Source organism: Devosia sp. Root436, assembly GCF_001426345.1.
Classification (GTDB): domain Bacteria; phylum Pseudomonadota; class Alphaproteobacteria; order Rhizobiales; family Devosiaceae; genus Devosia.
This window is the reverse complement of the sequence record NZ_LMEM01000014.1, coordinates 238,338-264,612: the sequence shown is the minus strand read 5'-3', so window position 1 is coordinate 264,612 and position 26,275 is coordinate 238,338. Positions and strand designations below refer to the sequence as shown.

Below are 26,275 nucleotides of genomic sequence, written 5' to 3'. Positions count from 1 at the left end.
AAACACGGTCCTGCAAAGAGACAAGCCATGGACCGCATCACTTAATGGTTGCTCATGGTGAGGCGGGAGCGCAGCGACCCTCGAACCACGAGGGCGTGCCCCTATTTCCCCACCCCAGCCACATCCTCCAGCAGCCGCACGAACGCCATTCCCGCCACCTCAAGCGCACCGGAATTGTCGACCCGCACCGTGCTCACCGGCAGCCCATCGCCCACCTGGCGATCCAGTCGCTGCCGGATGGATTCCTCGGTTTCCCGCCCGCGATTGGCCAGCCGTTCCGCGATCACCTCGCGGTCGGCTGTCACCGCGACCACCAGCGCATCGGGGTAGCGCGCCATCAGCGCCGGGATCATGCCGCGCGACAGGTTCGCCACCACGGCGCGCCCGGCCCGGAGATCGTCTTCGAGACTCACCGGCAGGCCATAGCGCAAGCCATGCGCGTCCCAGCTCAGGGCGAATTTTCCTGCCGCCTCGGCTTCGGCGAAGGCTGTTTCATCCAGGCTGTCGTGGTCCTCGCTGCCGCCATCGGCGGGCCGGGTCACCACGCGGCGCACGAAGGTCACGCGCCCGCCGGCTTCCAGCCGGGCGCGGGCAAAGCCGATCAGGCTGTCCTTGCCAACTCCGCTCGGGCCCACGACGGCGACGAAGGTGCCGCTCATATCACCCGCCGGCCCTGCCGCCACACCGTCAGTACGATGGGAATGCCGTCCTCGACGCGCACATGCACGAAGTCGGCGCGCTTGCCCACGGCGATCTCGCCGCGATCATGGAAGCCGGCCGCCTCGGCGGGACGCTTGGTCACCAGTTGGATGGCCTTGGATAAACTTATCCCCTCCACATTATCGGCGAGCGAAAATGCCGATTGCAGCATCGAGAAGGGGATGTAGTCCGAGGACAGGATATCGAGCAGGTCGGCCTCGGCCAGCGCCCGCGCCGACACATTGCCGGAATGCGAACTGCCGCGCACCACATTGGGCCCGCCCATGAGAATGGCCAGGCCCGCCTGACGCGAGGCTTTGGCGGCTTCGAGCGTGGTGGGGAATTCGGCGATATGCAGCCCCAGTTCCACCGCCTCTTCCACATGGTCGCGGGTGGCATCGTCATGGCTGGCCAGCACGATGCCCTGGTCGTGGCACATCTGCGAAATGGCGCGGCGATGCTTGCCGGAATGGGCCATCGACTGCGCGTTGCGCCGGGCCGTGAAGGCGTCCAGCTCGGCGTCGGTCATCTTGGTCTTGCCCTGGTAATAGACCTTGTAGGCGTCGAGGCTGGCAAACTGGCGCTGGCCCGGCGCGTGATCCATCAGCGAGGCCAGCCGTACCAGCGGATCGTCCTTGATGGCGAGGAAGCTATCGAGGCAATCGGGCGCCGAAACCTCGCAGCGCAGGTGGATATGATGCTCGGCCCGCAGCCGTCCGGCAGCCATGCCGGCGCCGATCGCCCCGGCCAGGATCCTCATTTCAGCGGCGCTGACATCGGTATCCTCGTCGAGCCCGATGCGGATGGCGTCGAGCACCGTGGTTATCCCCGAGGCCGCGATCTGTGCATCATGCGCCTGCACCGCCGCCACCGGGTTCCAGCGCACCCGCGGACGTGGCGCGTAATGGGTTTCGAGATGGTCGGTATGGAGCTCCACCAGCCCCGGAATCAGGTAGTCGCCATCGAGATCGATCCCGCTGCGGCTCGGCGCGCCGATATCGGTGATGATGCCGCCATCGACCCGCACCGAGCCGTCCAGAACCTCGTTGGCCAGCACGATCCGGGCATTGGTAAGCACCAGCTCTCCGAGGGCGACAGTGTTCATTTCAGGCCGATCCTGCATGGGTGAGACCGATGCTCCGCTAGTCCAGTTCTATGACGATTCAACGACATGGCGACAGCTATCTCAGGCGTTTTCCGGTGGCGCGGCTGAACGGGTGCAGCGCCGCGACGGGAAGGCTGAAATCCAGCCGGCCGGTTTCGGACAGCACCGAGCGGCCCTGGGCGACGATGACCATGGCCTGGTCCAGCCCGGCCACCCGCACATAAAGGTGGCTTTCCCCGCCCACCGGCTCGATCAGTTCCACGACGCCGCTGATGGAAATATCCCCGCCCCCGGCCGGCCCCATCATAATGGCGTCCGGGCGGATGCCGACAATGTCGGTTCCGACCGGCAGCGACGGGGGAAAGGCCGCGCCGGTCAAGGCGCGCAGCGTCTCGATATCGATCAGGTTCATCGGCGGCGAACCGATGAAGCCGGCGACGAACAACGAGGCCGGGCGGTCATAGAGTTCGGTCGGCTTGCCGACCTGCTCGATATGGCCGCCATTCATCACCACCAGCCGGTCGGCCAGCGTCATGGCTTCGAGCTGGTCGTGAGTCACATAGACGCTGGTGGTGCCCAGCGCGCGCTGCAGGCGGCGGATTTCGATGCGCATCTGGCCACGCAGCTTGGCGTCGAGATTGCTCAGCGGCTCATCGAACAGGAACGCCTTGGGCTGGCGCACGATGGCCCGGCCCATCGCCACGCGCTGGCGCTGCCCGCCCGAAAGCTGGCGCGGCTTGCGGTCGAGGAATGGCGCGATTTCCAGCGTCCGCGCCGCGGCTTCGACGCGGGCATCGATCTCGGCTCGTGGCGTACCGCGGTTCCTGAGGCCGTATTCGAGGTTCCCGCGCACCGTCATATGCGGATAGAGCGCGTAGTTCTGGAATACCATGGCGACGTCGCGCTCGGCCGGCTCGCGCCGGTTCACCACCGCCCCGCCGATGGAAATCGTGCCGTCCGTGATGGTTTCGAGCCCGGCGATCATGCGCAGCAGCGTAGACTTGCCGCAGCCCGAGGGCCCGACCAGCACCACCATCTCGCCATCGGCTATGGCCAGGTCGAGTCCGTGGATCACCTCTATACCGCCGGGATAGGTCTTCTTGACGCCGGACAGTTCGATGGCGGCCATGTTATTTCTCCGTTTCGACCAGGCCCTTGACGAACAGGCGCTGCATGAAGACGACGATGAGGACGGGGGGCAGCATGGCCAGCACCACGGCGGCCATGACCAGGTTCCATTGCGGATCGGCATCGGCAACGGCGGCCATGCGCTTGATGCCCATGACGACCGTGTAGAACTTGGTGTCGGTGGTCACCAGCAGCGGCCAGAGATACTGCATCCAGCCATAGATAAAGAGGATGACGAAGAGCGCGGCCATGTTGGTCCGGCTCAGCGGCAAGAGGATATCTCGGAAGAATTTCATCGGCCCGGCCCCATCGACGCGCGCCGCTTCCATCAGCTCATCCGGCACGGTGAGGAAGAACTGGCGGAACAGGAAGGTCGCCGTCGCCGAGGCGATGAGCGGGATAGTTAGGCCCGCATAGGAATTGAGCAGGCCGAGATCGGCGACCACCTTGAAGGTCGGGATGATGCGCACTTCGACCGGCAGCATCAGGGTGATGAAGATCGTCCAGAAGGCCAGCGTGCGCAGCGGGAAGCGGAAGTAGACGATGGCATAGGCCGAGATGATGGAGATGGCGATCTTGGCCACGGCGATGGCGATGGCCATGACCAGCGAATTGGCCAGCATCAGCGTCAGCGGCGGCGCGCCCGAGGTGGACATGCCCTGGCTCAGCATCTGCCCGTAATTGTCGAGCAGATGCGGGCCGGGCAGCAGCGGCACCACGCCGCGCAGGAACGCGCCCTCGTCATGGGTCGAGGCGATGACGGCCAGGTAGACCGGGAAGGCGATGACGATCACGCCGACGACCAGCACGAGGTGGGTCAGGACATTCAGCCAGGGGCGGTTTTCGACCATGGTGCCGCTCCTAATACTGCACGCGCCGCTCGACGAAGCGGAACTGCACGACGATCAGGATGATGACGATGAGCATGAGCAGCACCGATTGGGCTGCGGACGAGCCGATGTTGAGGCCGAGGAAACCGTCGGCATAGACTTTGTAGACCAGGATATTGGTCGACTGCGCCGGGCCGCCCGAGGTGGTGGCGTCGATGACGCCGAAGGTGTCGAACATGGCGTAGTTGATGTTGACGATCAGCAGGAAGAATGTGGTCGGTGACAGCAGCGGCACGACGATGGTCCAGAAGCGCTTGAACGGCCCTGCCCCATCGATGGCGGCCGCTTCCGACAGCGAGGCGGGCACCGATTGGAGCCCGGCGACGAAGAACAGGAAATTGTAGGAAATCTGCTTCCAGCTGGCGGCCAGCACGATGAGGATCATGGCCTGGTCGGCATTGACGCGGTGGTTCCAGGTCACGCCCAGCTGGCCCAGCAGGTAGCTGAGGATGCCGATGGAGGGGTTGAACATGAACCACCAGAGAATGCCGGCCACCACGGGCGCCACGGCATAGGGCCAGACCAGCAAAGTCGTATACACCCGGCCCGAGCGCAGCAGGCGGTTGACCGCTACGGCGAGGATCAGCGACACGCCCATGGCGATGGCAGTCACCAGCACGGCAAAGATCAGCGTGCGCCAGAGCGAATTGAGATAGAGCGGGTCGGCCAGCAGCTTGGCGTAATTGCCGAACCAGATGAACGTGGTCTTGAAGCCGAACGGGTCTTCGCGCTCGAACGAGGATTTGACGGCCTGCAAGGCCGGCCAGATGAAAAAGACCAGCGTGATGGCCAGTTGCGGGGCCAGCAAGCCATAGGGCAGCCAACGGTTCGGAAAGATCGTGCGCTTGGTCTGCATGGTTTCCTCAATCGCGGCTGCTGTTCCAGGGGTACCACTGGGCGTGGGCTCCCTCTCCCCTGAGGGGAGAGGGTGGGGTGAGGGGTTCAGTGCTAATGAACACAGCATTGGTCTAGGCGGCGCTGAACCCCTCACCCGACCCTTCGGGTCGACCTCTCCCCTCAGGGGAGAGGTGACTTCCGCAGAGGGTTCCGGAATACTCGTCCGAGCCCCATTGTTTGCTACTGATTGGCGGCTTCGAATTCGCGCAGGATTTCGTTGCCGCGGGCAACGGCTGCGTCGAGGCCTTCCTGGCCGGTCTTGGCGCCGGCCAGCACGGCTTCGAATTCCTGGTCGATGGCGTCGCGCGCCTGGGTCAGGTTGCCGAAGCGGATGCCCTTGGAATTGTCCGAAGGCGTGCCGCGGGTGATCTGGCCGATGGCGATGTCCGAACCCGGATTGGCCGCGTAATAGCCCTGGCTCTGGCCCAGTTCGTAGGCGGCATTGGTGATCGGCAGGTAGCCGGTGAACTGGTGCCAGTCGGCCTGCACTTCAGGCTGGCTGAGATAGGTAAAGAACGCAGCGGCGCCGGCATATTCTTCCGGCGACTTGCCGTTGAGCACCCACAGGGTCGCGCCGCCGATGATCGAGTTCTTCGGCTCGGCGATCACGTCGTCATAATAGGGCAGCGGGGCAAAGCCGACTTCAAAGCCAGTGGAGTTGGCGATGACACCGGCACGCGAGGCCGACGAGTTCATGTAGATGGCGCATTCGCCGGTATAGAACAGCGGCGCTGCATCGGCCCCACCGGCCGGGCCGCCATAGCGGAACAGGCCTTCCTTGCTCCATTTGGCCAGGTTGTCCCAATGACGGGCCTGGGTTTCGCCGTTGAAGGTGAATTCGGTGGCCAGGCCACCGAAGCCGTTCTGCAGCGTGCCATAGGGCAGGTCGTGGATGGCCGAGAGGTTTTCGGTCTGGATCCAGCTTACCCAGCCGCTGGTGAAGCCGCAGGTTGCAGCGCCGGACTCGACGATCTTCCTGGAGAATTCCTCGACTTCGGCCCACGTCTTGGGGGCGACATCGCGGTCAAGGCCGGCTTTTTCGAACACGTCCTTGTTGTAGTACATGATCGGGGTCGACGAATTGAACGGCATGGACAGGATGTTGCCGTCGGTGTCCGAATAATAGCCGGTCACCGGGGCGAGAAAGCCGGCCGGATCCCAGGGCTGATTGTTGTCGGCCATGAGCTGGTAGACTGGGTAGACGGCGCCCTTGGCGGCCATCATGGTGCCGGTGCCCACTTCGAAGACCTGCACGATGGCGGGCTGCTCGTTGGCGCGGAATGCGGCGATGGCGGCGGTCAGGGTCTCGGCATAGGAGCCCTTGAACACCGGCGTCACGACATAGTCGGATTGGCTGGCATTGAAGCCGGCGGCGATTTCTTCGAGCTTGGTGCCCAATTCGCCGCCCATGGCATGCCACCAGGTGACTTCGGTCTGGGCCAGCGCGATGCTGGACGAAAGGGCTAGTGTCAGGGCGGCAAGGCCGGCTGCGAATGAATGGCGAACCATCGGGTCTCTCCTGGCTGTCGGAATATCAGCAGGAGCGTCCTGCCGGCCCGTCTGATCGCGAGCCCGGCGTGCCTAACAATGGCGATTGACAGTTGGGTGACGCGGACAAGACGGTTCGGTGACAGTGCACAGCAGCGGCGGGCTACCGCCGTTCCTACCCCGCCAGATAGCCGAACTGCGCCTTGTGCAGCACGGCATAGGCGCCGTCGCGGGCCAGCAGCGCTTCGTGGCTGCCTTCCTCGGCGATGCCCGTCTCGCGGCAGCCGCGAGCAGAGCGTCGTCTTGCCTGCCCCCGAGGGTCCGACAATGGCCAGCGTTTCGGCTGCCGCCATACATTCGAGGGCTTCGAGCGGCGACATGCGGGTGGAGCTCAGCGTACCGGCATAGGAGGCCATCAACGCTGCGCGGACCGCGGCAAAGGTGACGCTGCGATCACTGGAGCGATATTGGCTCAGTAAGTCGTCCTGCCGCCTGACAGGTCGAACACGCTGGCCGTGGTGAAACTGTTCTCCCTGCTCACCAGCCAGGCCACCATCGCCGCCGCCTCGTCGACTTCGAGGAAGCGCCCACGTGGAATACGCACCAGCATATAGTCGATGAATTCGGGGGTCAGCGTATCGAGAATGCGCGTCTTGGCCGTGGCTGGCGTAATGGCATTGACCGCGATATCGAACTTGGCCAATTCCTTGCCCAGCGACTTGGTCAGCCCGATGACGCCGGCCTTGGCCGCCGAATAGGCAGACAGGTTCGGATTGCCCTCCTTGCCGGCCACCGACGAGATATTGACGATGCGCCCGTAATTGGCCGCCTTCATCGAGGGGATCACCACCTTGTTGACGTAGAAGGTGCCGTTGAGATTGATCTCGACCACCCGCCGCCACTCGTCCGGGTCATAGTCTTCCAGCGTTGCATTCTGCCCGGCCACGCCGGCCGAATTGACCAGGATCGAGACCGGCCCCAGCTCGGCCTCTACCTCGGCATGAACCCGCTGCAGGCCCGCGAGGTCGGTGATGTCAACCAGCTTGCTCGATGCCGCGGGTCCCAGATTGTCCAGCGCCAGCGCCAACGCTTCGGCATTGCTGTCCCATAGGCTCACCCGTGCGCCGGAAGCGATCAGCCGCCGGGCAATGGCAAAGCCGATGCCCTGCGCTCCGCCGGTGATCACGGCAATCTCGTTGCTGAGGTCGATATGGTTCATCACCTGGCACTCTTTCGGGCTCGTTCCGCCGACCATACCGACGTCGTCCACGGCTTGTCCATTTGGCCGGCTAAGTCGTGGATTTCGGCGGCGACTGATCGTGCAGCTTGCGGATATGGCGGGCCATGAGCCAGACGGCCCCGACAACGAACGGGGCCGACAGCGACAGCGCCATGGCCTTGTCCCAGTGCAATTCGCCCAGGGGACCGGCCATCACATAGCTGAGAATCCCGAGCATGTAGTAGCTGATAGCGATCACCGAGAGGCCTTCGACCGTGCGCTGCAGCAGAAACTGGCTGCGGGCGGTCCTGGCGATATTGTCGAGCAGCGCCGCATTCTGCAGCTGCGTATCGACGCCGATGCGCACATTGAGCAATTCGATGGCCCGTTCGATCTTGGTCGAGGACTTTGCGAGGCGCTTCTCCACCGCGGCGCAGGTCGCCAGCCCCGGATCGACGCGATTGCCGAGAAAGTGGGTGAGCGTCGAGCCGCGCGTCGTCGATCTTTCACGCAGCCCCGCCAGCCGGACACCCAGAATATCGCCATAGGCCCGGCCCGCCGCGAAGCGATAGTCGAGGCGCTCGGAAAGCTGACCGTTGCGCACCGACAGGTCCTGCAGAGCGTTGAGGCTGGCCTGCCGGCTTTCCGGCGTGGCGGCGTCTGACAAAGCGGCCATCAGGTCGGTCAGCTCAAGCTCGATCGCCCGAAGATCGGGTGCTGCGCTGCGGGCAAGCGGCAGGCCCAGCAGCGCCATGGTGCGGTAGGTGTCGATTTCGAGCAGCCGCCGGGCAATGATCGAGCGTCGCAGGGGCGTGAGACCGCCCGCGGCCAGCTCGAACCGCGTGAAACTGTCGGCGTCGGGCACGAAATCCGTCGCGACCTGGCCGCGCCCGTTTTCGATGTCGGCGAGGCACAGGCTGGGCAGCTCAAAGCCGGGGAGCAGCCGGTCCGGCACGGTTTCATCGGCGATAACGTCGATCCGCGTCGCGCCGATGAGCAGGCCTTCGCCGATCGCCTCCAGGCCGAGCTCCGTGGGAAAACTCTCCGCGTCATCGAGCGGCCCGCGCCAGGTTACCGTGACGAATTCGGTATGGAACTCCCACGTCACCTGCCGACGCCCGGGGGCGAAACTATAGAGGCGGCTGGCCGGCATCGGCATTTTGTAGCCGCGTGCCTGGCAGAACAGCACGAAGCGGTCGAAGGCTTCCGACATGGCGCCGGGCCGGGAAGGCATGACGAAAACCAGCCGGCGCAGCCGACAGCTTGCTTCGATGAGCTCGACCGGGCGCGCATGGACTTCGTCCATCAATGCCTGTCGGTCTGGGTGTTCGGCAATCATGTTTCACCAGGTCCGTGTGGCGGTATCAGGTCCATGCAACGCCCGGTTCGGCAATTGGACCTTTGGCGCTGGCGCAAAGCGTCAGTCCGCCAGAATGGGTTTGCTGGGCAGGTTGACCGGCGGCATGTCGGAAAAGGTCAGGCTGTTCATGGCCGTGGTGTCGTCGAAGCGCCCGCCCTGCCCGGTCGAGGAGCCGATATCGGACCCTTGCGAGAAATCGCCGGTATCGGTGCCTTCGCGCGGCGCGTCCTGACGCTCGCCACCAGTCGACTCAGTGGCGGCGAACTGCCCCATGATGTTGCTGCCGCCATTGAGCTCGCTCTGGGCCTCGGCGACCTGGACGGACAGATCGACCTCGTAGGGCACCTCATAGGCGCGGGGCGGCGATACGATGACCTGGTTGTCGTCTATTTCCTCGATCCACAGATAGATATGCCCCGGCGTGCCGCGCAGCATGTCCGGCTCGATGATCCGCGTGGCCACCAGGTTGAACCGTTCCGGCAGGCTGCCCGGCGCGGCCCAGCCCAACAGGCCCGAGATCGAAAAATAGCTGCCGACGCAGGCCGCGACGGTGAGCAGTATGGCGGCCAGCTTCACCCACCAGCGCCAGAGCGAGACAAAGTTCAGGCTCAGCAGGAGCACCCCGAGAACCGCATAGGACAGCACCGTCAAGCCGATGGAGGCCTCGATCATTTGCGCACCGCCTGGATCAGCGAGAGCTGCCGCGTGTTGACATCAGAGACATTGCCTGCGGCATCGAGCGTGAAGCGCACCGCTGTTTGCTCATCGCCCTTTTTCTTCAGTATGACGGTGTCGTAGTAGACCACGCTGAGCGTCGGGTTGATCTTCTCGACCTTGACCGTCACCGGAACCGGCCCCGCGCTCGGATTGAGGTAGTGGTAGAGATTGACCACATATTCACCCGGCACGATGCCGCGAACCGTGACCGTCTCCTGATTGAGCGGAAACTGGATTGTCTGCCCGTTGACGGTGACCTCGTCGAGATAGTTGCCGCGGTCGTCGCGGTCGAGCGTGACGAGGCCCTTCTGCATGGAGTGGTACCAGACCACGTTGCCGCTGGGCTCCTGAACGTAGGTGTCGATATCGTCCTCGTTGTTGTCCGGCCAGGTGACGGTGATGATCATCTCCGCCTTGGTGTCGATGACCCCGGTTTTCGCCTCCGGGCGGATCAGCGCGAAGGCGATGAACAGCATCACCGCAAAGCCAAGCAGGGCGTTGAACAGGATGTCGGTGAACGGCACGAATGTACCGTCGTCGCTGGCGCCGGAGAACAGACTAGGCTCTTGCATCCGGCCCCGACTCCAGCGCCGAAACGACATATATTTCGGTGGTTTCGACGATGGTGTCGAACAGATCGGCGATGGCCGCGTCGAGCATGTAATATTCCAGCTTGAGCAGCAGCGCCCCGGCAATCCCGGCGACGGTCACGTTGAGCGCGATGGCCATGCCGCTGGTCATGCCGCCCAGGGCGCCGCGCAGGGTATCGGCTTCGAAGGAGGTCAGCGCCGAGATCGGGATGAGCATGAGAATGAAGCCGATGGCCGTTCCCAGCAGCGCCAACCGCAACAGGGCTTCGGAGACGAACAGGCCCAGCCTTTCCCTGCTGCGGAGACGATCGGCCAGCAGGCGCAGCAACAGGCTCTGGTCCACCGGTCCTCCGGCCTGCAACTGCGCTTTGCGGACCAGTCCCTCGATATGCCGCCCAAGCACGCCCGAGGGCAAAGCCGTTCCGGCCGCCGTCACCACGCCTTGCGGGCCGATGGAGAGGCGGGTTCCCCGCTCGGCGTCGAGGATGGCGCGGGCCTGCCTGGCGGCAACGAGCTCGCGTGAGATGACGATGGTCTGGTAGAAGCAATGCAGTGTCGTGCCGACCAGGATGGCGAAGATGATCAGCGACACTCTGGTATGGTCGGTTTCGATCACCAAATCGAGCAGGCCCATTCGCCACAATATGACCAGCCCGGTCACAGCGATGACATTGACCAATACTAGGCGCAATAGCGGTCCATAGTCGGCGCGCGCCTCCGGCGGCCCGATGAGGACGCCCCCGTCACTTGTCATATTTCCTCCGCACAGTTGACCCATTCGGGCTTACCCAAAGCCCGCGCGCCCACCTGCCTGCAAGTTGCAGCGGAGCCGTCAGACTTTCGCACTAGAGCGTGATCTGACAGTGGATTTCCTGATGAGATACATTATCTTAGCCATCAGGAGGCCACCCTGCAGGATATCACCCTCAAGCAGCTCGAAATTTTCAACGCCGTTGTTATCGCCGGTTCGATAACCAAGGCGTCGCGGCGGATCGATCTGTCACAACCCTCCATTTCCCAACAGCTTGCCAAGTTGGAAGAACGCCTGGGCTGCCAGCTCATCGTTCGCAACCGTACAGGCGCCGTGGTGCTGACGCCGGCCGGCGATTATTGGTTCGCCGCCAGCACGGAAATGCTGGGCCGGCTCAAGACGGTGTTTTCCGAGCACGACCAGCGCTTTGTCCGCAACAACCTGACAGTTCGCATGGGCCTGACGCCCACCATGCGGGGGCGGTTCGTCTCCGAGGCGGCAAAGATTGCCTCGAGCCAGGAAGGCTTCGTGAAGTTCGAGGTCAAATACGCCATCACCTCGTCCGAGCTTGTGGAAATGCTGCGCCTCCACCAGCTCAATTGCGCCATCGTGTCGGACGAGGCGGTCGTGCATGATCGTAATGCCTTCGCAATCACGCCACTGTTTGAAGATCACATTGCCTGGGTCGTGCCCGCCAGTGTGCAACCATCCGAAATTCGGGCGGCGCTGAGCGCCAACAAATCCGTGCAGCTGGCCGCCCCATTGCAGCATTTTGTCGATATGGACCCCCAGATCAGCCTGCGCGACCGGTCGCTGGAATGGTACAGGCACAGCCTACCCAATGCGGCTGCGACCTATTCGGCCAGCACCTATCCCCTGGCAGTCGACATTGTCGCTGCTGGCCTGGCGACTGCGCACTGCCCGATATCGTTGCTGCCGAATCTCCCCCATTCGATCCGACAGAAAATCCACCTCCTGCGGATCAAGGACATGACGCGGCAGGTGGTGCTGGCAATGCCGAAGCACCTGCTGTCACTGCGCTCCTATGCGCAGACCTATAATGGGATCGTCGATTTCTGCCGCAACGAATATGCCGCGGAAATGACCCCGAACGACCAGGAATTCATGCAGGTCGCATAGCCTCAAGGCAGGGCTCTTCGGTTCTACCAATACTTTAGATAGGCAAAATCCGGCGCGTGAGAGTGTCAACCTACCCATCCCACTAAGATGCACCAAAGCGTTGGGGGGAGAGGTAAAATCATGATCCGCAATAAACTTTTGATCGGCGTCGCTGCCGCCACACTCATGTCGGCCATGCCGGTTTTCGCCGACGATGCCACGCCGGAGCGTCTATCGGCTGCCGGCACCGAAGCCGAGGCCGGAAACTGGCTGATGGTCCACCGGACCTATGACGCCAACCGCTTTTCACCGCTCGATGACATCACCACCGAGAACGTCTCCGGGCTGAAGCTCGCCTATGCCGTCCCCCTGGGCGGCACCGAGCCCGCCGGCTTCGGCGTAGGCGGCTTCGAAGCCACGCCCCTTGCCAAGGATGGCTTCCTCTACATCGTCGACCCCTGGGGCACCCCGTACAAGATCGACGTATCCAGCGGTAAGCGCGGCGACGTCGTCTGGATCGGCGAGACCGGCGTCGACAAGGACCCCAACCGCCCGATCCTGTTGGCCAGCCGCGGCCTGGCGCTATGGAACAATCTCGTGGTCGTGGCGCTCAACGACGGCCGCGTAATGGCCTTCGATGACGAGACCGGCGATGTGGTCTGGGACCAACAGATCGCGACCGAGCCGGGCGAAGGCTTTACCAATGCCCCGCTCGCTCTCAAGGACAAGATCCTGGTCGGCCAGAGCTATGGCGACTGGGCAACGCGCGGCTGGATTGCAGCACTCGATGCGGCCACCGGCGAAGAAGTCTGGCGTTTCTATACGGTTCCGGAGCCGGGCCAGCCGGGCAGCGAGACCTGGCTATGCGACGAAACCGGCAATCCCGATTGCTGGAAGACCGGCGGCGCCGCTGCCTGGGTCACCGGTTCCTACGACGAAGCCACCAACACGACATATTGGGGCACGGGCAATCCGGTGCCGATGTATGATCCGGAATACCGCCCCGGCGACAACCTCTATTCCAACTCCTCGGTGGCGCTCGACGCCGACACGGGCGAGCTGAAATGGCACTTCCAGTACACGCCTGGCGACTACATGGACTATGACGAGGTGGGCGTGCAGTTGCTGCTCGACACCGAAGTCGATGGTGAGGCCCGCAAGGTTCTGGCTCACTTCGGACGAAACGGCATTTTCTACACGCTCGACCGGTCCAACGGGTCGTTCATCAATGCCAGCCCCTATGTGAACAAGCTCAACTGGACCGCTGGCATTGACCCCAAGACCGGCAAGCCGATGGAATATGACAGCAGCAAGTCGCTGCAGGAATACGCCGCCGGTGCCTCCCGTCGTGGCGGCGAAAGCGTCGAGACCTGCCCGAACATCCAGGGCGGCGTGAACTTCTGGCCGACCGCCTACGATCCGACCACGGGCATGGCCTATGGCGCCGGTATCGAAGGCTGTTCCGACCTGACGGTCGACGCCGTTGCTCCCGAAGACGTGGTGGCCGGCGCGAGCTTCTCGGGCGGTTCTTCGGCCGCTTCGGGCCTGCAAACCGGTTCCATCTTCTCCTACAACGTCGCCACCGGCGAACAGACCGCCAAGGTCGAACGTCCGTATCCGAACTATGCCGGCGTCATGCTGACCCCCGGCCTGCTGTGGACCGGCGAGCTCGATGGAACGTTCGGCGCCTATGACAGCAAGACGCTGGAGCAGAAGTGGAGCATGAACCTGGGCACGCCGTTCCAGGCGCCGCCGATTGCCTTCAGCGTCGGCGACAAGGAATATATCGCCATCGCTGGCGGTGGCATCTCGATCGCCGCCTTCGGCTATCCCGAGCTTGAGAGCAAGGCGGCCGCCAACATGCTGTACGTCTTCGAACTCTAGTCACACCGCAATTTGGACGCTGCCGGGTCGTACGCGACCCGGCAGCAATTTTGATGAATGGATATCCGATGTCTTTGTTCTCCCGAATTCTGACAGCCGCAGCGGCGCTCGCCATCGTGGCCCCGCTGGCGCTCACCGCCATGCCAAGCAATGCCCAATCCGATACCCCGGCGGGCGACTTCATGGGCTACCCGGTTACCGAGTATATGGATGTGAGCCTGCTCGAGGGGGCCGATATCGAAAAAGGGCACGACGTCTACAATCGCGTCGGCATCTGCCTCAGTTGCCATGGCTGGAATGGCGACGGCATGGGCAAGAACCCGCGCTCGGAGGGCGACGCCGCCAAGCTACGCGAAAGCCTGCTCGACACCCAGGGCTTCATCGATATCATTTCCTGCGGCATCCCCGGCACGCCGATGCCCTATCACAACAACCAGGCCTATAAGGATGGCGATGTCTGCTATGGCATGACCGCCGCCGATTTCGATGCCGCCGACATGCCGCGCAAGGGCAAGTCGATCCGGCCGGCCGACATCATCAACCTCGTGGCCTATCTCCAGACCCACGTTCAGGGCGCAGGCGAGACGACCCTGGCGCAGTGCCAGGACTATTACGGCGACAGCGCCAGCAAGGTCTGCGCCGGTCTGGAGTAGATCCAGTGCCGCGTTTGAGGCCTTTGACGATTGCCTTGTGCATGGGGCTGGCCGGAATGGCCAGCCCTGCAAATGCGCAGTTCGATCCCGCGCTGGTTCCGGTGTACTCGATCTGGAACGTCACGCTGGGCCGGCCCGTCTCCCAGATTCCGGCAATGGAAGTGGTCGAGATTTCCTGCGGCACCAATGGCGGACCGCCCTCGGTCAAGCTGGCCGCAGGATTTTCCGACTTTGCCCGGTGCCCGGCAGAACCATCGGGCCTGCACGAAGTCTATTTCGAAAACGACGACGAGATCGACTATCTCGCACGCGCCCAGGAGGCGGAATACAAGGTGCTGCAGGGCGGCACCTCGATCTATGCCCATCCGGTCATGGTGTCAGTACTCGTCGACGACGACGCCATCGTGCGCGGCATTCGCATCGTGACCGACGAGAGGGCCAGCACCCGCGAGCGGCGCGTTGCGGTGACGCTGGCGCGCAACCTCAAGGGACGCTACGGCAGTTGGAAGCAGACATGCGACGACCTGCCGCCGCGCGCTGGCGAAAACCCTGTCGGCAACCAGTTCATCCATGAAATCTGCACGGCGGAAAGCCCTGACGGGACCGAACGCATGCGGCTCGAATCGAGCTTCCTGCGCAAGAAGGGGCAGGACGCTTTCAATACCGACACCCAGCAGCTCAACGTTGGGTATTTTCAAAGCCAGACGCGGCTGGAGGTTGTTCAGACACCCTACGAGCCGAGCCTGCCGCCGAGTTGAACTAGTTCTGCTGATGCCCGTCCTGCATGAAATTGTGCAGCATCTTGGTCTGGGCGAAGGCGCTGTCGGATATGCGTGCGCGGGTAAAGCGCGACCCGGCGACAGTGGCGCCCACGAAGCTGACGCCATCCATGTCCGCCCCGTAAAAATCGGTCAGCGTAATCACCGCATCGTCGAAGATGGCCCGCGCCATCTTGGCATTGGAGAAGCTACCATTGTCGATCCGGACCGCGGTAAAGTTCGACCGGCCAATGCTGGAATCGTTGAGATTGGTGCGCAGCATCGATGCCCCGCTGAGGTCCGCATTGTTGAGGCGTACCTCCTTCATCACGGCGCCGTCGAGATTGGCGCCCACCAGGGTCGCGCCGGTCATGCGCGCATGCTGCATCCGGGTATTGGACAGGTCCGCGTCGGTGAAGTCGGCACCGGACAGCTGCGCCTCATAGAAATAGGCACCCGTGGCCGTGGCGCCCACGAAGCTGGCGCCGCCGAGGTTGGCCAGGTTGAAGTTGGTGCCGGTGACATCGGCATCATCGAAAATGGCGCCGCTGAGCACAGCCCGGTGAAATGTCGCGCCGCTCAGATTGGCGCCGCTGAAATCAACACCGCTGAGATCCGCCGATTTGAAACGGGCATCGCTGAGATCACAGCCAACGCATTCCTTCCGTGCACCGCTCAGCAGGTCTTCCACCGGGCCCGCCATTGCCGGCGCAGCGCTCCAGACCATGGCTGTCAATGCCGCAAACGCAATCATCTTCATCGGTTGCCTGCTTCCTGTTGTGCGGCATCCTAGCCGAGGGTGCCGCACATGTGTAACGAACAAGAATATTGGAGAATTCGATGAGACCAGTCCTGGCCGCCCTGTTGGCCTCCCTCGCGCTCGGCTGCGTCCCCGCAATGGCTGCGGAGGGCGATACGGTCACCGGACCGGGGCGGACCATCGACGCCGATATCATCATGGTCGACAACCAGCGCGTCATCCTCTGGGGCGTGGATGCACCCGAGCGCGATCAGATCTGCACCGTCGGCAGCCAGAAATGGGCCTGCTGGGATGCGGCCAAGCAGGCGCTTGACGGGATTCTGGCGCGGGGAGACGCAACATGCGTCCTGACGGGCGTTGCCGACCCCTTCGGTCGCAGTCACGGAACCTGCACCATCGATGGAATGGACGTGGGCGAAGCCTTTGTCGGCACCGGCATGGCGCGGGCCTATCTCGACCAGACCGACGCCTATCTGGCGGCCGAGGAGGCAGCCAAGGCAGCCGGACTGGGCGTGTGGCAGGCGGGCGCCAAGGTCGACGATCCCTGGGCCTGGCGTAAGCGCAATCCCGGCGGTTTTCGCTAGAGCCGGCGGTGCGGTTCCGTCATCGGGCGGCTGCCGCCCGTCAGGGCGACATAGGCTTCGGCCAGGGTTCGGGTCCCGGCCGCGGCGATGACGTCGGCCGGCGTGCCGGCAAGGACCACGCGTCCCTTGTCGATCAGCACGATCCAGTCGGCCGCCTCCACCTCGTCGACCAGATGGGTCGACCACAGGATCGAGGTGCCATGCGCATCCCGTTCGCGCCGCAAATGCTCGACCAGCGCGAGGCGAGCGGTAGTGTCCAACCCTACGCTCGGCTCGTCCATCAGCAGCAATTTCGGCTGATTGATCAGGGCCCGCGCGATTTCCACCCGCCGCTGATTGCCGCCCGAGAGCGTGCGAACCAGCCGATCGAGCAGATCGCCGATATCGAGAAAGCGCGCCACCGCGTCGATCCGCTCGGCGAGGAGCTTGCCGGACAGGCCGAAGAGTTGCCCGTGAAATCTCAGATTGGCGCGCGTGCTCATATCGAGATCGACCGACCTGGCCTGAAACACCACGCCGAGCTGCCGCAGAATATCGGAGCTCGCATCGCCATAGCTTTTCCCCAGCACCGAGACCGACCCGCCATCGGGCGCAAACAGTCCCGCCGCAACCTGGAACAGCGTCGACTTGCCGGCACCATTGGGGCCCAGCAGGCCGACAATGGCGCCCTCCCCGACCGAGAAGCTGACCGCGTCGAGGGCTTTCAGCGCGCCATAGGATTTGCTGACGGCGTCGAACGAAATGACGGGGGTGGTTGCCTGCATTCTAGTCTCCGTCGCTTTCCAGGGCGCCGTCCAGCATGGCCCGGTAGCGTTCAAGGGTCGCCTGGTCGCGTTCCGCGCCGGCAATGGGCAGCGACATATCGGCCACTATGCACGCCGGGCGATGGCCGAGCAGGACGGCCCGATCCGCCAGCGCCGCGGCATCCTCGGTGAGATGGGAAACGAAAACCACGGTGGGCCGGCTTTCCGCTACCAGCCGCGCGAAGAGTGCGTGAATTTCACCCACCAGCGTCCGGTCGAGCGATACGAAAGGTTCGTCGAGCAGCAAAAGCCGCGCATTGACCACCAGCGCCCGCGCCAGCGCAACGCGACGCTGCATGCCGCCCGACAACTGGTAGGGGTAAAGCGCGCCGGCGCCGGCCAGCCCCACCCGCCCCAGAACCTCCATCGCTTGTTCGTGGGTGCAATCGGGATCGGCGGCGCGAATGTTGTCGATGGCCGTCAACCAGGGCAGCAGGCGGGGGTCCTGGAAGACAAAACCGGGCGTGGGCGCGGCCCTGGCGGCCTGGCCACCGATCTCGACGCTGCCGGAAAAATCGGTATCGATGCCGGCAATCATGCGCAGTAATGTCGATTTGCCGATGCCCGAAGGGCCGACAAGCGCCACCACGCTCGACGGCGCAATGTCCAGTCGCAGTCCGGCAAAAAGCGCGTCCGGCGCGCCCGGAAAACGCTTTTCGGCGATGTCGATCTTCAATTCCGGACCGGTCGCCATCTCAATATCCGTCGCTCGAGCGGCCGCATGATGCCGTATTCAAAGGCCAGGACAACCAGGATGAAGGCGGTCGTATAGGCCAGGATGCCCGAAATGTTGAAAAACTGGAACATGATGCTGATGCGGTAGCCGATGCCGCCATCGCTGCCCAGCACCTCGAAAACCAGCACGATCTTCCAGATGAGGGAGAGCCCGGTGCGCGCCGCCGCCAGCACGAACGGGGTCAGTTGCGGGATGAAGATCAGCCGCAATCGCCGCAGCGCCGACATGCGGAAAACGGTCCCCAGCTCGTCCAGATCGTCGGAGAAGCTGCGGACGCCCTCGCGTACCGTCGCGATGACCAGCGGCACCTTGTTCAGGATGACGGCAAGAATGAGCGACAACTCGTTCAGCCCCAGCCAGATATAGAGCACGATGGCGATGACGATGGCCGGCAGGTTCAGCCCCACCAGCAGCCAGCCCGAGAACAGCCGATCGACCCAGCGGACCCGGCCGAAGGCGATGCCGATCGCCGTGCCCAATGCCATGGCAATGACAAAGGACATGGCTGCGCGCCACAGCGTTTTGCCCAGGTCGCCCAGGAGGCGCCCCTCGGTCGCGGCGTCCCACATCACCTGCGCCACCATGATCGGCGACGGGAACAGGCGATTGACGATGATCATGGACAGCACCTGCCAGATGGTCAGCAGCAAAGGCAGGGACAACACTTCCAGCGCGCCGGCACGAGGCCGCCACGCGCTTGAAATGCGATGTTCTGAACCGTCGTTCGAGGCTATTTGCGGTATCCCCGCCAGAAGGTGCCCGGATCCAGCTTGGAGTCTTCGCCAACCAGTTCGGAACCACCATATTCGGCCATCAGGGCGAATGCCTCCTTGGCCGCGCCCATCTTGGTGGGATTGTAGCCCGTGACGATGCCGGCGCGATAGTCGTCGCGCAATTGGGCAAACAGCGCGTCGTCGCCCTCGGCCCCCATCAGGCTTTGGAGCGGGGGCCAGGCGCTGTCGTCATTGAGCAGCAGGTCCTTGGCCTCGAACGAGGCATCAAGGAAGGCCACGATGGCTGCCTTCTTGTTCTTGGCGGTTTCGTCGGTGAAGGTCCAGCCCAGCAATGGCGGCTGCTCGGAGACGCCCAGCGCCGACAGCATGTCGGCCACCGACAGCAGTTCGATGGCGCCGGCCACCTTTGCCCGCGCATTCCACTGCCAGAAGTTCAGCGCCGCATCGGTGCCGCCATTGGCCAGCAATTCGTTGACCAGCGGGGGGGCGCCATAATTGGCTGAAACGTCGTCCACCAGCTTGGCGCCGGTGACGCTGTTATAATAGGCCTGAAGGGTTACCCAGCTCTTGTCCACCGGGCCGCCCGCCACCGCGATTCGCTTGCCCTTGAGGTCTTCGACCTTGGTAATGCCGCTGTCGGGGGCGACCATCAGGCCACCCACGGCAAGCGAGTGCGGCACCATGGTCACCTTGTTGCCCTGGCTGCGCTGAATGGTCACCCAAACGAAGTCGGACAGGATGACATCCACTTCGCCCGCCTGCAGGGCGATCTGCCCGGCGCGGCTGTCGGCCAAAGGCCGTATTTCCAGCTCCAACCCATGCTTGCTGGCCAGCCCATTGGCCACGATGGTTTCGATTTCCCACTGCACGGTGCCCGATTCCTGCACACCGACGACAAGCGTATTGGCCCCGCCATGCTGGGCCCAGGCCGGCGCCGCCACAAGTGTCGCCAAAGCCGCGAGCCACAATTTTGCAAAAAGGCGCATTTGGCCTCCCCTCCATTCGATTGAACCGTACCGCTATCACCCAAGCTCATCGGCGAACGCAATGTAAGATATTGAGGCTCAACGATTGCGGGGCGCCAAACCAGCCAACACAGTACCGCAGTTTATTTGAGCGTAAACCGGAACGCCGGTACAGGAGATTGCATGTTGGGTCTGAAGCGCATTTGGGCGGGGGCAATGATTTTGGCGGCGCTGGCCACGCCGGCCATGGCGGAGGGCAATCTGGCAGCGAATGCAACGCGCCTGCCCGACCTTACGATCGACAGTGCCAATCTGACATTCTCGGAAACCAGCTTCGAACTCGAAACCGGCAAATACTACCGTTTGCGCATCGTGCATGATGGCGGCGAGGAACTCGCCGTGGTCGCGCCCGAGCTGTTCCGCAACTCCTGGATCAACCAGGTGATCGTTAATGACCTCGAAATTACGCCCTATGGCCTCTACAGCGTCGAGTTCGACGACGAGGGCACGATCGACATCTGGTTCGTGCCTATTCGTCCCGGCGAATACAAGTTCTGGGCCGATGGCTATGAAACCCGTGGCCTGGCCGGCACGTTTATCGTGAAATGACCATGAAACGGATATTCGCAGGCGCCTTGGCGCTGGCCTCCCTATGCCTGTCCGTTACGGTAGCCGCGGCTGCCGGGACGGGCCTGATCTTCGTGTCCAATGAAAAGAGCCACGAGGTCGTGGTGCTCGATGCCGACTACAGCATCGTCAAGCGGATCGAGACGTCGCGCCGGCCGCGCGACATGCACTTCAATGCAGACAAGACCCTGCTCTATGTCGCCTGTGGCGATGACGACGTCATCGACGTGATCGATGTGGCGACATTGGAAGTGGTGGACAGCATCCCCACCGGGCCAAGCCCGGAAGTGTTCGCCTTTTCACCGGACGAAACGCAGATCTTCGTCTCCAACGAAGAAGACTCCCGCCTCGAAGTGATCGACATGGCGAGCCGTCTATCGGTGATGGATATCCCCACCGGGGCAGAGCCGGAGGGTGTTTTGGTGATGCCCGATGGCAAGACGGCCTATGTCACTTCCGAGGTGGCCGACATGGTCCATGTGGTGGATGTGGCAAGCGGAGCCGTGACCAAGAATATCCTGGTCGGCACCCGCCCGAGGCGATTTATGCTGACTCCCGATGGCAGCGAGCTCTGGGTCAGTTGCGAACTGTCGAGCGAAATATACGTGATCGACACGGCGACCAACGAAATCAAGCGCGACAGCCTCATCTTCGTGCCGCCTGGCTTCCGCGAGGAAGATGTCACCCCGGTCGGCATGGCGATCACCAAGGATGGCAGCAAGGTGCTGCTGAGCCTGGGGCGCGCCAATCACATCGCGATCATCGATGCCGCCACCCACGAGGTGCTGAAATATGTACTCGTCGGCAAGCGCGCCTGGTCGGTCGATCTCTCAAGCGACGAGACGCGGGCCTATGTGGCCAATGGCCTGTCTGACGACATCACGGTGGTCGATATGGCCAGCATGTCGGCCATCCAGTCCATTCCTGTCGGGCGCGTGCCGCATTCGGTGGTGATCGATGACTAGGTTCCTGGGTACAGCGGCACTGACCCTGGGATTGCTGACCGGCACCGCCGCGGCGGCCGAGGTGACCATCGGCTATCTCGGCCTCACCGACGACGCCCGCTATCATCCCGATATCGTCTATACGCGCATCGAGATTGCGCCGGGGGGCAATCCCATCGACGGCGCAATCATGGGCGTGGACGATCTGGCGGTCGTCTCCGACGCAGTGGGGCAGACCGTCTCGCTCGATCACGTCGAGGCTGCCGATGCGCCTGGGCTGATCGCCACGCTCAATGACATGGTGGCCAAGGGCGAGCATTTCGTCATCCTCGACCTGCCGGCGGACCTCGTGGACCAGGTGGCGGCGGCCGCGACCGAGCTGCCGGTCACCCTGGTCAATGCAACGGCGCCGCAGGACTATCTGCGGACCCGCTGCTATCCAAACCTGCTGCACACCGCCGCCTCGGACCGCATGAATGCGGATGCCCTGGTGCAACTGCTGCGCACGCGAAACTGGACCCGCATCCTCATGCTGGTGGGCCCGCACGAGCGCGACGCCGAAATAGCGGCGTCCTTTCGCGCTTCTGCCGAACGGCTGCGGCTCGACATCGTCGACGAGCGTCAGTTCACCCTCTCCACCGACCCCGCCAACCGCGAGGCCAATAACACGCAGCTGATTACCGGCGGCGCCGACTATGACATCATCTACATCGCCGACAGCGAAGGCGAATATGCCCGCTACCTGCCCTATGACACCCAGCTGCCACGTCCGGTGGTGGGATCGACCGGGCTGGTCGCCAGCGAGTGGCAATGGTCGTGGGACCGGGACGGCTCGACCCAGGTCACGGTGCGCTTCGAGGAATTGACCGATGGGCGCCGCATGACGGGGCAGGACTGGTCGACCTGGATGGCGGCCAAGTCCATCGTCACCGCCTATGCCAAGGCGCGTTCGGACGACCCGGCCGACATTGCCGCCTATCTGCGCGGCAGCCGCCTGCGCATGGATGGCGCCAAGGGCGTCCAGCTCAATTTCCGCGAGTGGGACGGGCAAATGCGCATGCCCATCGTGCTGGCCACCCATAACGCCGTCATTGCCGAGGCGCCTCTCGAAGGGTTCCTGCATCAGACGACGACCCTCGACACGCTGGGCACCGACCAGCCCGAACATCAATGCCAATAACGCTCGCCCATATGTGGCTGGGGCTTTACGCCATCGCCTGGCGCGAGGTGGCAAAGTTCATGCGCCAGACCGAGCGACTGCTTTCCGCGCTGGTGCGGCCTGCACTCTGGCTGGTGGTCTTTGCGACCGGGCTGCACGATCTGCTGGGGGTGTCGATCGTCGAGCCCTACCGGACCTATACGCCGTATCAGGAGTATATCCTTCCGGGCCTCGCGGGCATTGTGGTGCTGTTCCAGTGCATGCAGTCGGCACTGTCCATGGTCTATGACCGGGAAGCCGGCGTCATGCGGGTCATGCTGGTGTCACCGCTCCCGCGGGGCTTCCTGCTGTTCGCCAAGATCATGGGCGCCACCATCCTGTCGGTGCTGCAGGTCTATGCCTTCCTGATCCTCGCGCGCCTGTTCGGCTATCATTTTCCGCCCTGGGGCGAACTTGCCGTGCTGCCGGCCGTCGTCCTGTCTGGCCTCATGCTCGGCGCCATCGGACTGCTGGTGTCGGTCTATACGCCCAAGATCGAGAATTTCGCGGGTATGATGAACTTCGTGGTGTTTCCGATGTTCTTCCTGTCCTCGGCCCTCTATCCGCTATGGAAACTGCGCGAGGCGGGGGCGGAGCCTATCTACTACCTGTCGCTGGCCAACCCCTTCACCCATGCCGTCGAGTTGATGCGCTATGCCGCCTATGGGCAGGTCAACTGGGTGTCTCTTGCCGTGGTCGTTGGTTTTGCAACCGTTGCATTCCTGCTGGCAGCCCATGGCTACAACCCCCAGGCCGGCGCCATCCGCCACGTCAAGCGTGACTAAAGCGCGTCGCGATCCTTTAGATACGCTCGGCTCCAGGCAAAACAAAACCGGCAGTGCCAGGCACTGCCGGTTCAAACCCGAGCGGCGAGCGCTACTGGATCTGGCTGTAGAATTCTTCGAATTTGTCGGCCACCTTGGGCGGCACCCGCGCGGCCTTGAGAGCGTCAAGATTGGCTGGGGCCTCGCCCACCACGATCATGCCCACCATGCCCATGGCGAAATGCGGCAGGCACTTATAGGCGTAGGCGCCCTCGACATCGAAGGTCACGCTGAACTCTTCGTTGATCTTGCCCTTGAAAGGCTCGGCCCCTTCGGGGATCATGTCCTTGATGGTTTCGGCATTGTGTCCCTTGTCGACGGGAACAAACTTCACGGTATCGCCGGGCGCGATCTGCAGAAACGCCGGTTCGAAAACCATGTTCCCCGCTTCGCCCTTGTTGAGCATATGAACTTCGAACTCAGCGGCGCCAACCGAAAAGCTGACAAGACTGAAAGCCGCGACAGCCGCCACGGTAAAGATGGACTTCAACATACGTCTCCTTGCTACGTGATCAGCCGATCGGGATTTTCACACAGCGGTTTACAGGTCGGGTCGCATTCGGCGCGCCCGCGTGCCACCAAACTACAAGCGGCACGGGGAAAGAGGGCTTATTTAGCTTATTGGCAAACCCAAGACTGTGTCAAAACGCACAGGGAAACCGGCAGTTCCATGAGATCGCGCAAGGGGATGGACTGAATTGAGGCGGCGCAGGCTTGTTCTGATCCTTGCAAATACGGTGTGGCTGCTGGCCGTGCTTGGCCTGGCGGGCTGGGCGCTGTCGAGTGACGCAAGGCGTACCGCTCGCGTGAATGGATTATGGGCAGAAATGTCCAGCATTCAGGATGTCGATGCCGCCATTGCCGACTATGCCGCCCAGCTTGCCCGGTTTTTTCTGCTGGGCCGGGATCAGCAGGCCGATCTGCGCAGCGCCAGATTGTCGGTCGAGCGGGCCTTTGTCGGCTTCGCCCAGGCGGCCCGGACCCAGGTCGCGATAGCGGCGGACGGGGATGAAACCCAGGATGGCTTGCGCGACGTCGAGAACGCCCGCCGCATGCTCGAGCTTTACCATGCCATCGACCAGGCCGCCGCACGCGCCATCGTGCTCGATCGGGACCAGCAGGCGGCACAGGCCATGGCGGTCTATGAGGGCGAGGTAAACTTTCGCCTCACCACCGAGTTTGCCGCCCTGCTCGACGACGCCCGCAGTGGCGGCCAGGCGCGGATCGACGCCGCCGGACGGACCGCTGCCATGGCCCGCCAGCAGTCGTTGATCGCCTGGAGCCTTGTCGCTGCAAGCGGCGCGATCCTGCTCGCGCTCACCGCTCTTGTGCTGTGGCGAAGGCCCTCGCCCGCCGCCGACACCCTGGCACAGGCCTATGAAGCCCGGGCCGAGGAGCTGCGGGACAGCAATCGGCGCTTGCGCGAAACCGACGCCAGGCGGGGGCAATTCCTCGCCGATGTCAGCCACGAGCTGCGCACGCCCCTGACCATCCTGCGCGGCGAGGCCGATGTGGCGCTGCTGCCCAAAGCGGGACCGGACGAGCAGCGCCGGTCGCTCGAACGCATCCAGGACCAGGCTGCCGAGCTTGGGCAACTCTTGGATGACCTGATCGCCTTTGCGCGTTTCGAGGGCGAAGCGCTCCCCCTGCGCCTGGCATCGGTCCTGCTCGGGGATCTGCTGGCCGCCGCCGTGGACGATGCCGAGGCGCTTGCCGAGCCACGCGAGGTGGTGCTCGAACTTTCCATGCCCGACAAAGGGGTCTGGGTTTCGGCGGAGGCGCGGCGGCTGAAACAGGCGCTGATCATCGGCATCGACAATGCCATCAACCATTCGCCGCCGGGCAGCACGGTGAAAGCGTCGCTCTCGGCCTCCGAAGCGGGCGCGGAAATCAGGATATCGGACCAGGGTTCCGGCCTGTCCGAAGAGGACGAGGCGCATGTGTTCGACAGGTTCTACCGTGGCAGCGGCAGCACCGGCGCCGGGCTGGGCATCGGTCTTGCCATCGCCAAGGGCATTGTCGATCAACATTCCGGAACAATCACATTGACCAATGACGATAGAGGCGGGGCCACATTGACCATCGTGTTGCCACTCCATGCCGGGCCATTGCCGTGAAGATACTTGTGATCGAAGACGACCGGCGCATTGCCGCCTTCCTCGAGCGCGGCCTGTCGGCCGAGGGTTACCATGTCAGCGTGGAGCGCGACGGGCGGGACGGGCTCGAGCGCGTTCGTGCCGACCAGTTCGATCTGGTTATCCTCGACCGCATGCTGCCTTATGTGGATGGTCTCGAAGTGTGCCGGGTGATCCGCGAGGAGCAGGTGCCGGTCACGGTCCTGATGCTCACCGCCAAGGACAGCTTGCAGGACAAGATCGAAGGCCTCAAGGGCGGTGCGGACGATTACCTGACCAAGCCATTCGCCTTCGACGAGCTGCTGGCGCGCATCGTCGCCCTGCGCCGCCGCAATCTCGGCCACGATCACGCCCGGCAGATCCGTGTCGGCGATCTGGTGCTCGATACCGCCGCCCATCGCGTCACCAAGGCGGGCGAGCCGCTGCACTTGACCCTCCGCGAATTCGAGCTGCTGGCCTATCTCATGGCCAATGCCGACAAGGTGGTGAGCCGCCAGCGGCTGCTGAACAGTGTCTGGGACTATGGCTACGATCCCGGCACCAAGATCGTCGATGTCTATATTCGCTACCTGCGCAGGAAGATCGACCTGCTGGACCAGCCATCGCTGATCCAGACCGTGCGGGGCGTTGGCTACATGATGTCCTCGCGGCCGGACGAGACTCTCTCTCCAAATTCTAACCAGAGCCTCAATAGGCCCTAACCTGAC

29 protein-coding genes are annotated in these 26,275 nt (G+C 63.4%); 11 read left to right on the top strand and 18 right to left on the bottom strand.

Going from position 1 to position 26,275, the window contains the following annotated elements:
• Positions 1–101: 101 nt before the first annotated feature.
• From phnN to ASD04_RS17455, 12 genes are all read right to left on the bottom strand, one after another.
• Positions 102–659 (bottom strand): phosphonate metabolism protein/1,5-bisphosphokinase (PRPP-forming) PhnN, encoded by a 558-nt coding sequence (gene phnN, locus ASD04_RS17505; protein ID WP_056259803.1) that lies wholly within the window; start codon positions 657–659, stop codon positions 102–104.
• Positions 656–1,804, bottom strand: coding sequence for an alpha-D-ribose 1-methylphosphonate 5-triphosphate diphosphatase (locus ASD04_RS17500; RefSeq protein ID WP_056259801.1), 1,149 nt, complete (start codon positions 1,802–1,804; stop codon positions 656–658). Before ASD04_RS17500 ends, phnN begins: the two co-directional genes overlap by 4 nt.
• 76 nt (positions 1,805–1,880) lie before the next feature.
• Entirely contained in the window at positions 1,881–2,933 is a 1,053-nt protein-coding gene (gene ugpC / locus ASD04_RS17495; RefSeq protein WP_056259799.1) for a sn-glycerol-3-phosphate ABC transporter ATP-binding protein UgpC, read from the bottom strand.
• 1 nt (position 2,934) lies between these two features.
• Positions 2,935–3,783 (bottom strand): sn-glycerol-3-phosphate ABC transporter permease UgpE, encoded by an 849-nt coding sequence (gene ugpE / locus ASD04_RS17490; protein WP_056259797.1) that lies wholly within the window; start codon positions 3,781–3,783, stop codon positions 2,935–2,937.
• A 10-nt stretch (positions 3,784–3,793) separates the two neighbouring features.
• Positions 3,794–4,678 carry a sn-glycerol-3-phosphate ABC transporter permease UgpA gene (ugpA, locus tag ASD04_RS17485; protein WP_056259795.1) on the bottom strand — a complete coding sequence of 295 codons (885 nt, stop codon included), beginning with the start codon at positions 4,676–4,678 and terminating at the stop codon, positions 3,794–3,796.
• Positions 4,679–4,899: 221 nt separating this feature from the next.
• Entirely contained in the window at positions 4,900–6,228 is a 1,329-nt protein-coding gene (gene ugpB / locus ASD04_RS17480; RefSeq protein WP_056259793.1) for a sn-glycerol-3-phosphate ABC transporter substrate-binding protein UgpB, read from the bottom strand.
• Between the two features lie 154 nt (positions 6,229–6,382).
• The gene (locus tag ASD04_RS19545) at positions 6,383–6,535 is read right to left on the bottom strand and encodes a hypothetical protein (RefSeq protein ID WP_156461315.1); all 153 of its coding nucleotides are present in this window, start codon (positions 6,533–6,535) and stop codon (positions 6,383–6,385) included.
• A gap of 144 nt (positions 6,536–6,679) precedes the next feature.
• The gene (locus ASD04_RS17475; RefSeq protein ID WP_056259791.1) at positions 6,680–7,426 is read right to left on the bottom strand and encodes an SDR family NAD(P)-dependent oxidoreductase; all 747 of its coding nucleotides are present in this window, start codon (positions 7,424–7,426) and stop codon (positions 6,680–6,682) included.
• Between the two features lie 70 nt (positions 7,427–7,496).
• Positions 7,497–8,765: a DUF3422 domain-containing protein gene (locus ASD04_RS17470; RefSeq protein WP_082531322.1), complete on the bottom strand. Its 1,269-nt coding sequence runs from the start codon at positions 8,763–8,765 to the stop codon at positions 7,497–7,499.
• Between the two features lie 81 nt (positions 8,766–8,846).
• On the bottom strand, positions 8,847–9,458 hold the full coding sequence (locus ASD04_RS17465; protein ID WP_056259786.1) for a hypothetical protein: 612 nt from the start codon (positions 9,456–9,458) through the stop codon (positions 8,847–8,849).
• Positions 9,455–10,075, bottom strand: coding sequence for a hypothetical protein (locus ASD04_RS17460; RefSeq protein WP_056259785.1), 621 nt, complete (start codon positions 10,073–10,075; stop codon positions 9,455–9,457). The genes ASD04_RS17465 and ASD04_RS17460 overlap by 4 nt, the downstream gene beginning before the upstream one ends.
• On the bottom strand, positions 10,062–10,847 hold the full coding sequence (locus ASD04_RS17455) for a hypothetical protein (protein WP_056259783.1): 786 nt from the start codon (positions 10,845–10,847) through the stop codon (positions 10,062–10,064). Before ASD04_RS17455 ends, ASD04_RS17460 begins: the two co-directional genes overlap by 14 nt.
• A gap of 126 nt (positions 10,848–10,973) precedes the next feature.
• On the opposite strand from ASD04_RS17455, the gene ASD04_RS17450 reads away from it, so the two are divergent.
• The 4 genes from ASD04_RS17450 to ASD04_RS17435 all read left to right on the top strand — a co-directional run bounded on the left by ASD04_RS17450 (position 10,974) and on the right by ASD04_RS17435 (position 15,258).
• Positions 10,974–11,984: a LysR family transcriptional regulator gene (locus ASD04_RS17450; protein WP_348271027.1), complete on the top strand. Its 1,011-nt coding sequence runs from the start codon at positions 10,974–10,976 to the stop codon at positions 11,982–11,984.
• 120 nt (positions 11,985–12,104) lie between these two features.
• Complete coding sequence (locus ASD04_RS17445; protein ID WP_056259779.1) at positions 12,105–13,847, top strand: PQQ-binding-like beta-propeller repeat protein; 1,743 nt, start codon at positions 12,105–12,107, stop codon at positions 13,845–13,847.
• A 68-nt stretch (positions 13,848–13,915) separates the two neighbouring features.
• Complete coding sequence (locus ASD04_RS17440; protein WP_156461314.1) at positions 13,916–14,500, top strand: c-type cytochrome; 585 nt, start codon at positions 13,916–13,918, stop codon at positions 14,498–14,500.
• Positions 14,501–14,556: 56 nt separating this feature from the next.
• Positions 14,557–15,258, top strand: a complete 702-nt coding sequence (locus tag ASD04_RS17435; protein WP_156461313.1) for a hypothetical protein — start codon at positions 14,557–14,559, stop codon at positions 15,256–15,258.
• 1 nt (position 15,259) lies between these two features.
• Here ASD04_RS17435 and ASD04_RS17430 read toward each other — a convergent pair whose 3' ends face one another.
• On the bottom strand, positions 15,260–16,018 hold the full coding sequence (locus tag ASD04_RS17430; protein WP_056259773.1) for a pentapeptide repeat-containing protein: 759 nt from the start codon (positions 16,016–16,018) through the stop codon (positions 15,260–15,262).
• 80 nt (positions 16,019–16,098) lie between these two features.
• On the opposite strand from ASD04_RS17430, the gene ASD04_RS17425 reads away from it, so the two are divergent.
• Positions 16,099–16,602: a thermonuclease family protein gene (locus ASD04_RS17425; RefSeq protein ID WP_056259772.1), complete on the top strand. Its 504-nt coding sequence runs from the start codon at positions 16,099–16,101 to the stop codon at positions 16,600–16,602.
• On the opposite strand, the gene ASD04_RS17420 is transcribed toward ASD04_RS17425, so the two are convergent.
• The 4 genes from ASD04_RS17420 to ASD04_RS17405 form a co-directional block, all read right to left on the bottom strand.
• A complete protein-coding gene (locus ASD04_RS17420) occupies positions 16,599–17,366 on the bottom strand; it encodes an ATP-binding cassette domain-containing protein (protein WP_056259769.1) in 768 nt (255 codons plus the stop codon). The genes ASD04_RS17425 and ASD04_RS17420 overlap by 4 nt on opposite strands.
• A 1-nt stretch (position 17,367) precedes the next feature.
• The gene (locus ASD04_RS17415; protein WP_056259767.1) at positions 17,368–18,099 is read right to left on the bottom strand and encodes an ABC transporter ATP-binding protein; all 732 of its coding nucleotides are present in this window, start codon (positions 18,097–18,099) and stop codon (positions 17,368–17,370) included.
• Positions 18,078–18,803, bottom strand: coding sequence for an ABC transporter permease subunit (locus tag ASD04_RS17410; protein ID WP_200940290.1), 726 nt, complete (start codon positions 18,801–18,803; stop codon positions 18,078–18,080). The genes ASD04_RS17415 and ASD04_RS17410 overlap by 22 nt, the downstream gene beginning before the upstream one ends.
• Positions 18,804–18,871: 68 nt before the next feature.
• Positions 18,872–19,861 (bottom strand): ABC transporter substrate-binding protein, encoded by a 990-nt coding sequence (locus ASD04_RS17405; RefSeq protein ID WP_056259763.1) that lies wholly within the window; start codon positions 19,859–19,861, stop codon positions 18,872–18,874.
• A gap of 162 nt (positions 19,862–20,023) precedes the next feature.
• Here ASD04_RS17405 and ASD04_RS17400 point away from each other — a divergent pair, with 162 nt between their 5' ends.
• From ASD04_RS17400 to ASD04_RS17385, 4 genes are read left to right on the top strand one after another with little or no spacing between them, the layout of a single operon-like run.
• On the top strand, positions 20,024–20,449 hold the full coding sequence (locus ASD04_RS17400) for a hypothetical protein (protein WP_200940289.1): 426 nt from the start codon (positions 20,024–20,026) through the stop codon (positions 20,447–20,449).
• 2 nt (positions 20,450–20,451) lie between these two features.
• On the top strand, positions 20,452–21,432 hold the full coding sequence (locus tag ASD04_RS17395) for a PQQ-dependent catabolism-associated beta-propeller protein (protein ID WP_056259761.1): 981 nt from the start codon (positions 20,452–20,454) through the stop codon (positions 21,430–21,432).
• Positions 21,425–22,591 (top strand): amino acid ABC transporter substrate-binding protein, encoded by a 1,167-nt coding sequence (locus tag ASD04_RS17390; protein ID WP_156461312.1) that lies wholly within the window; start codon positions 21,425–21,427, stop codon positions 22,589–22,591. The genes ASD04_RS17395 and ASD04_RS17390 overlap by 8 nt, the downstream gene beginning before the upstream one ends.
• Positions 22,582–23,394 carry an ABC transporter permease gene (locus ASD04_RS17385; RefSeq protein WP_200940287.1) on the top strand — a complete coding sequence of 271 codons (813 nt, stop codon included), beginning with the start codon at positions 22,582–22,584 and terminating at the stop codon, positions 23,392–23,394. The genes ASD04_RS17390 and ASD04_RS17385 overlap by 10 nt, the downstream gene beginning before the upstream one ends.
• A gap of 91 nt (positions 23,395–23,485) precedes the next feature.
• Here ASD04_RS17385 and ASD04_RS17380 read toward each other — a convergent pair whose 3' ends face one another.
• Positions 23,486–23,926 (bottom strand): pseudoazurin, encoded by a 441-nt coding sequence (locus ASD04_RS17380; RefSeq protein WP_056259756.1) that lies wholly within the window; start codon positions 23,924–23,926, stop codon positions 23,486–23,488.
• 334 nt (positions 23,927–24,260) lie between these two features.
• On the opposite strand from ASD04_RS17380, the gene ASD04_RS17375 reads away from it, so the two are divergent.
• Positions 24,261–25,550 (top strand): HAMP domain-containing sensor histidine kinase, encoded by a 1,290-nt coding sequence (locus ASD04_RS17375; RefSeq protein ID WP_056259754.1) that lies wholly within the window; start codon positions 24,261–24,263, stop codon positions 25,548–25,550.
• Positions 25,547–26,269, top strand: a complete 723-nt coding sequence (locus ASD04_RS17370; protein WP_056259752.1) for a response regulator transcription factor — start codon at positions 25,547–25,549, stop codon at positions 26,267–26,269. Before ASD04_RS17375 ends, ASD04_RS17370 begins: the two co-directional genes overlap by 4 nt.
• Positions 26,270–26,275: the final 6 nt, after the last annotated feature.

Bases quoted from the DNA above. Each gene is read 5' to 3' on its own strand.
- phnN (WP_056259803.1), bottom strand. From the start codon at position 659: ATGAGCGGCACCTTCGTCGCCGTCGTGGGCCCGAGCGGAGTTGGCAAG.
- ASD04_RS17500 (WP_056259801.1), bottom strand. From the start codon at position 1,804: ATGAACACTGTCGCCCTCGGAGAGCTGGTGCTTACCAATGCCCGGATC.
- ugpC (WP_056259799.1), bottom strand. From the start codon at position 2,933: ATGGCCGCCATCGAACTGTCCGGCGTCAAGAAGACCTATCCCGGCGGT.
- ugpE (WP_056259797.1), bottom strand. From the start codon at position 3,783: ATGGTCGAAAACCGCCCCTGGCTGAATGTCCTGACCCACCTCGTGCTG.
- ugpA (WP_056259795.1), bottom strand. From the start codon at position 4,678: ATGCAGACCAAGCGCACGATCTTTCCGAACCGTTGGCTGCCCTATGGC.
- ugpB (WP_056259793.1), bottom strand. From the start codon at position 6,228: ATGGTTCGCCATTCATTCGCAGCCGGCCTTGCCGCCCTGACACTAGCC.
- ASD04_RS17475 (WP_056259791.1), bottom strand. From the start codon at position 7,426: ATGAACCATATCGACCTCAGCAACGAGATTGCCGTGATCACCGGCGGA.
- ASD04_RS17470 (WP_082531322.1), bottom strand. From the start codon at position 8,765: ATGATTGCCGAACACCCAGACCGACAGGCATTGATGGACGAAGTCCAT.
- ASD04_RS17465 (WP_056259786.1), bottom strand. From the start codon at position 9,458: ATGATCGAGGCCTCCATCGGCTTGACGGTGCTGTCCTATGCGGTTCTC.
- ASD04_RS17460 (WP_056259785.1), bottom strand. From the start codon at position 10,075: ATGCAAGAGCCTAGTCTGTTCTCCGGCGCCAGCGACGACGGTACATTC.
- ASD04_RS17455 (WP_056259783.1), bottom strand. From the start codon at position 10,847: ATGACAAGTGACGGGGGCGTCCTCATCGGGCCGCCGGAGGCGCGCGCC.
- ASD04_RS17445 (WP_056259779.1), top strand. From the start codon at position 12,105: ATGATCCGCAATAAACTTTTGATCGGCGTCGCTGCCGCCACACTCATG.
- ASD04_RS17440 (WP_156461314.1), top strand. From the start codon at position 13,916: ATGTCTTTGTTCTCCCGAATTCTGACAGCCGCAGCGGCGCTCGCCATC.
- ASD04_RS17435 (WP_156461313.1), top strand. From the start codon at position 14,557: ATGGCCAGCCCTGCAAATGCGCAGTTCGATCCCGCGCTGGTTCCGGTG.
- ASD04_RS17430 (WP_056259773.1), bottom strand. From the start codon at position 16,018: ATGAAGATGATTGCGTTTGCGGCATTGACAGCCATGGTCTGGAGCGCT.
- ASD04_RS17425 (WP_056259772.1), top strand. From the start codon at position 16,099: ATGAGACCAGTCCTGGCCGCCCTGTTGGCCTCCCTCGCGCTCGGCTGC.
- ASD04_RS17420 (WP_056259769.1), bottom strand. From the start codon at position 17,366: ATGCAGGCAACCACCCCCGTCATTTCGTTCGACGCCGTCAGCAAATCC.
- ASD04_RS17415 (WP_056259767.1), bottom strand. From the start codon at position 18,099: ATGGCGACCGGTCCGGAATTGAAGATCGACATCGCCGAAAAGCGTTTT.
- ASD04_RS17405 (WP_056259763.1), bottom strand. From the start codon at position 19,861: ATGCGCCTTTTTGCAAAATTGTGGCTCGCGGCTTTGGCGACACTTGTG.
- ASD04_RS17400 (WP_200940289.1), top strand. From the start codon at position 20,024: ATGTTGGGTCTGAAGCGCATTTGGGCGGGGGCAATGATTTTGGCGGCG.
- ASD04_RS17395 (WP_056259761.1), top strand. From the start codon at position 20,452: ATGAAACGGATATTCGCAGGCGCCTTGGCGCTGGCCTCCCTATGCCTG.
- ASD04_RS17390 (WP_156461312.1), top strand. From the start codon at position 21,425: ATGACTAGGTTCCTGGGTACAGCGGCACTGACCCTGGGATTGCTGACC.
- ASD04_RS17385 (WP_200940287.1), top strand. From the start codon at position 22,582: ATGCCAATAACGCTCGCCCATATGTGGCTGGGGCTTTACGCCATCGCC.
- ASD04_RS17380 (WP_056259756.1), bottom strand. From the start codon at position 23,926: ATGTTGAAGTCCATCTTTACCGTGGCGGCTGTCGCGGCTTTCAGTCTT.
- ASD04_RS17375 (WP_056259754.1), top strand. From the start codon at position 24,261: ATGTCCAGCATTCAGGATGTCGATGCCGCCATTGCCGACTATGCCGCC.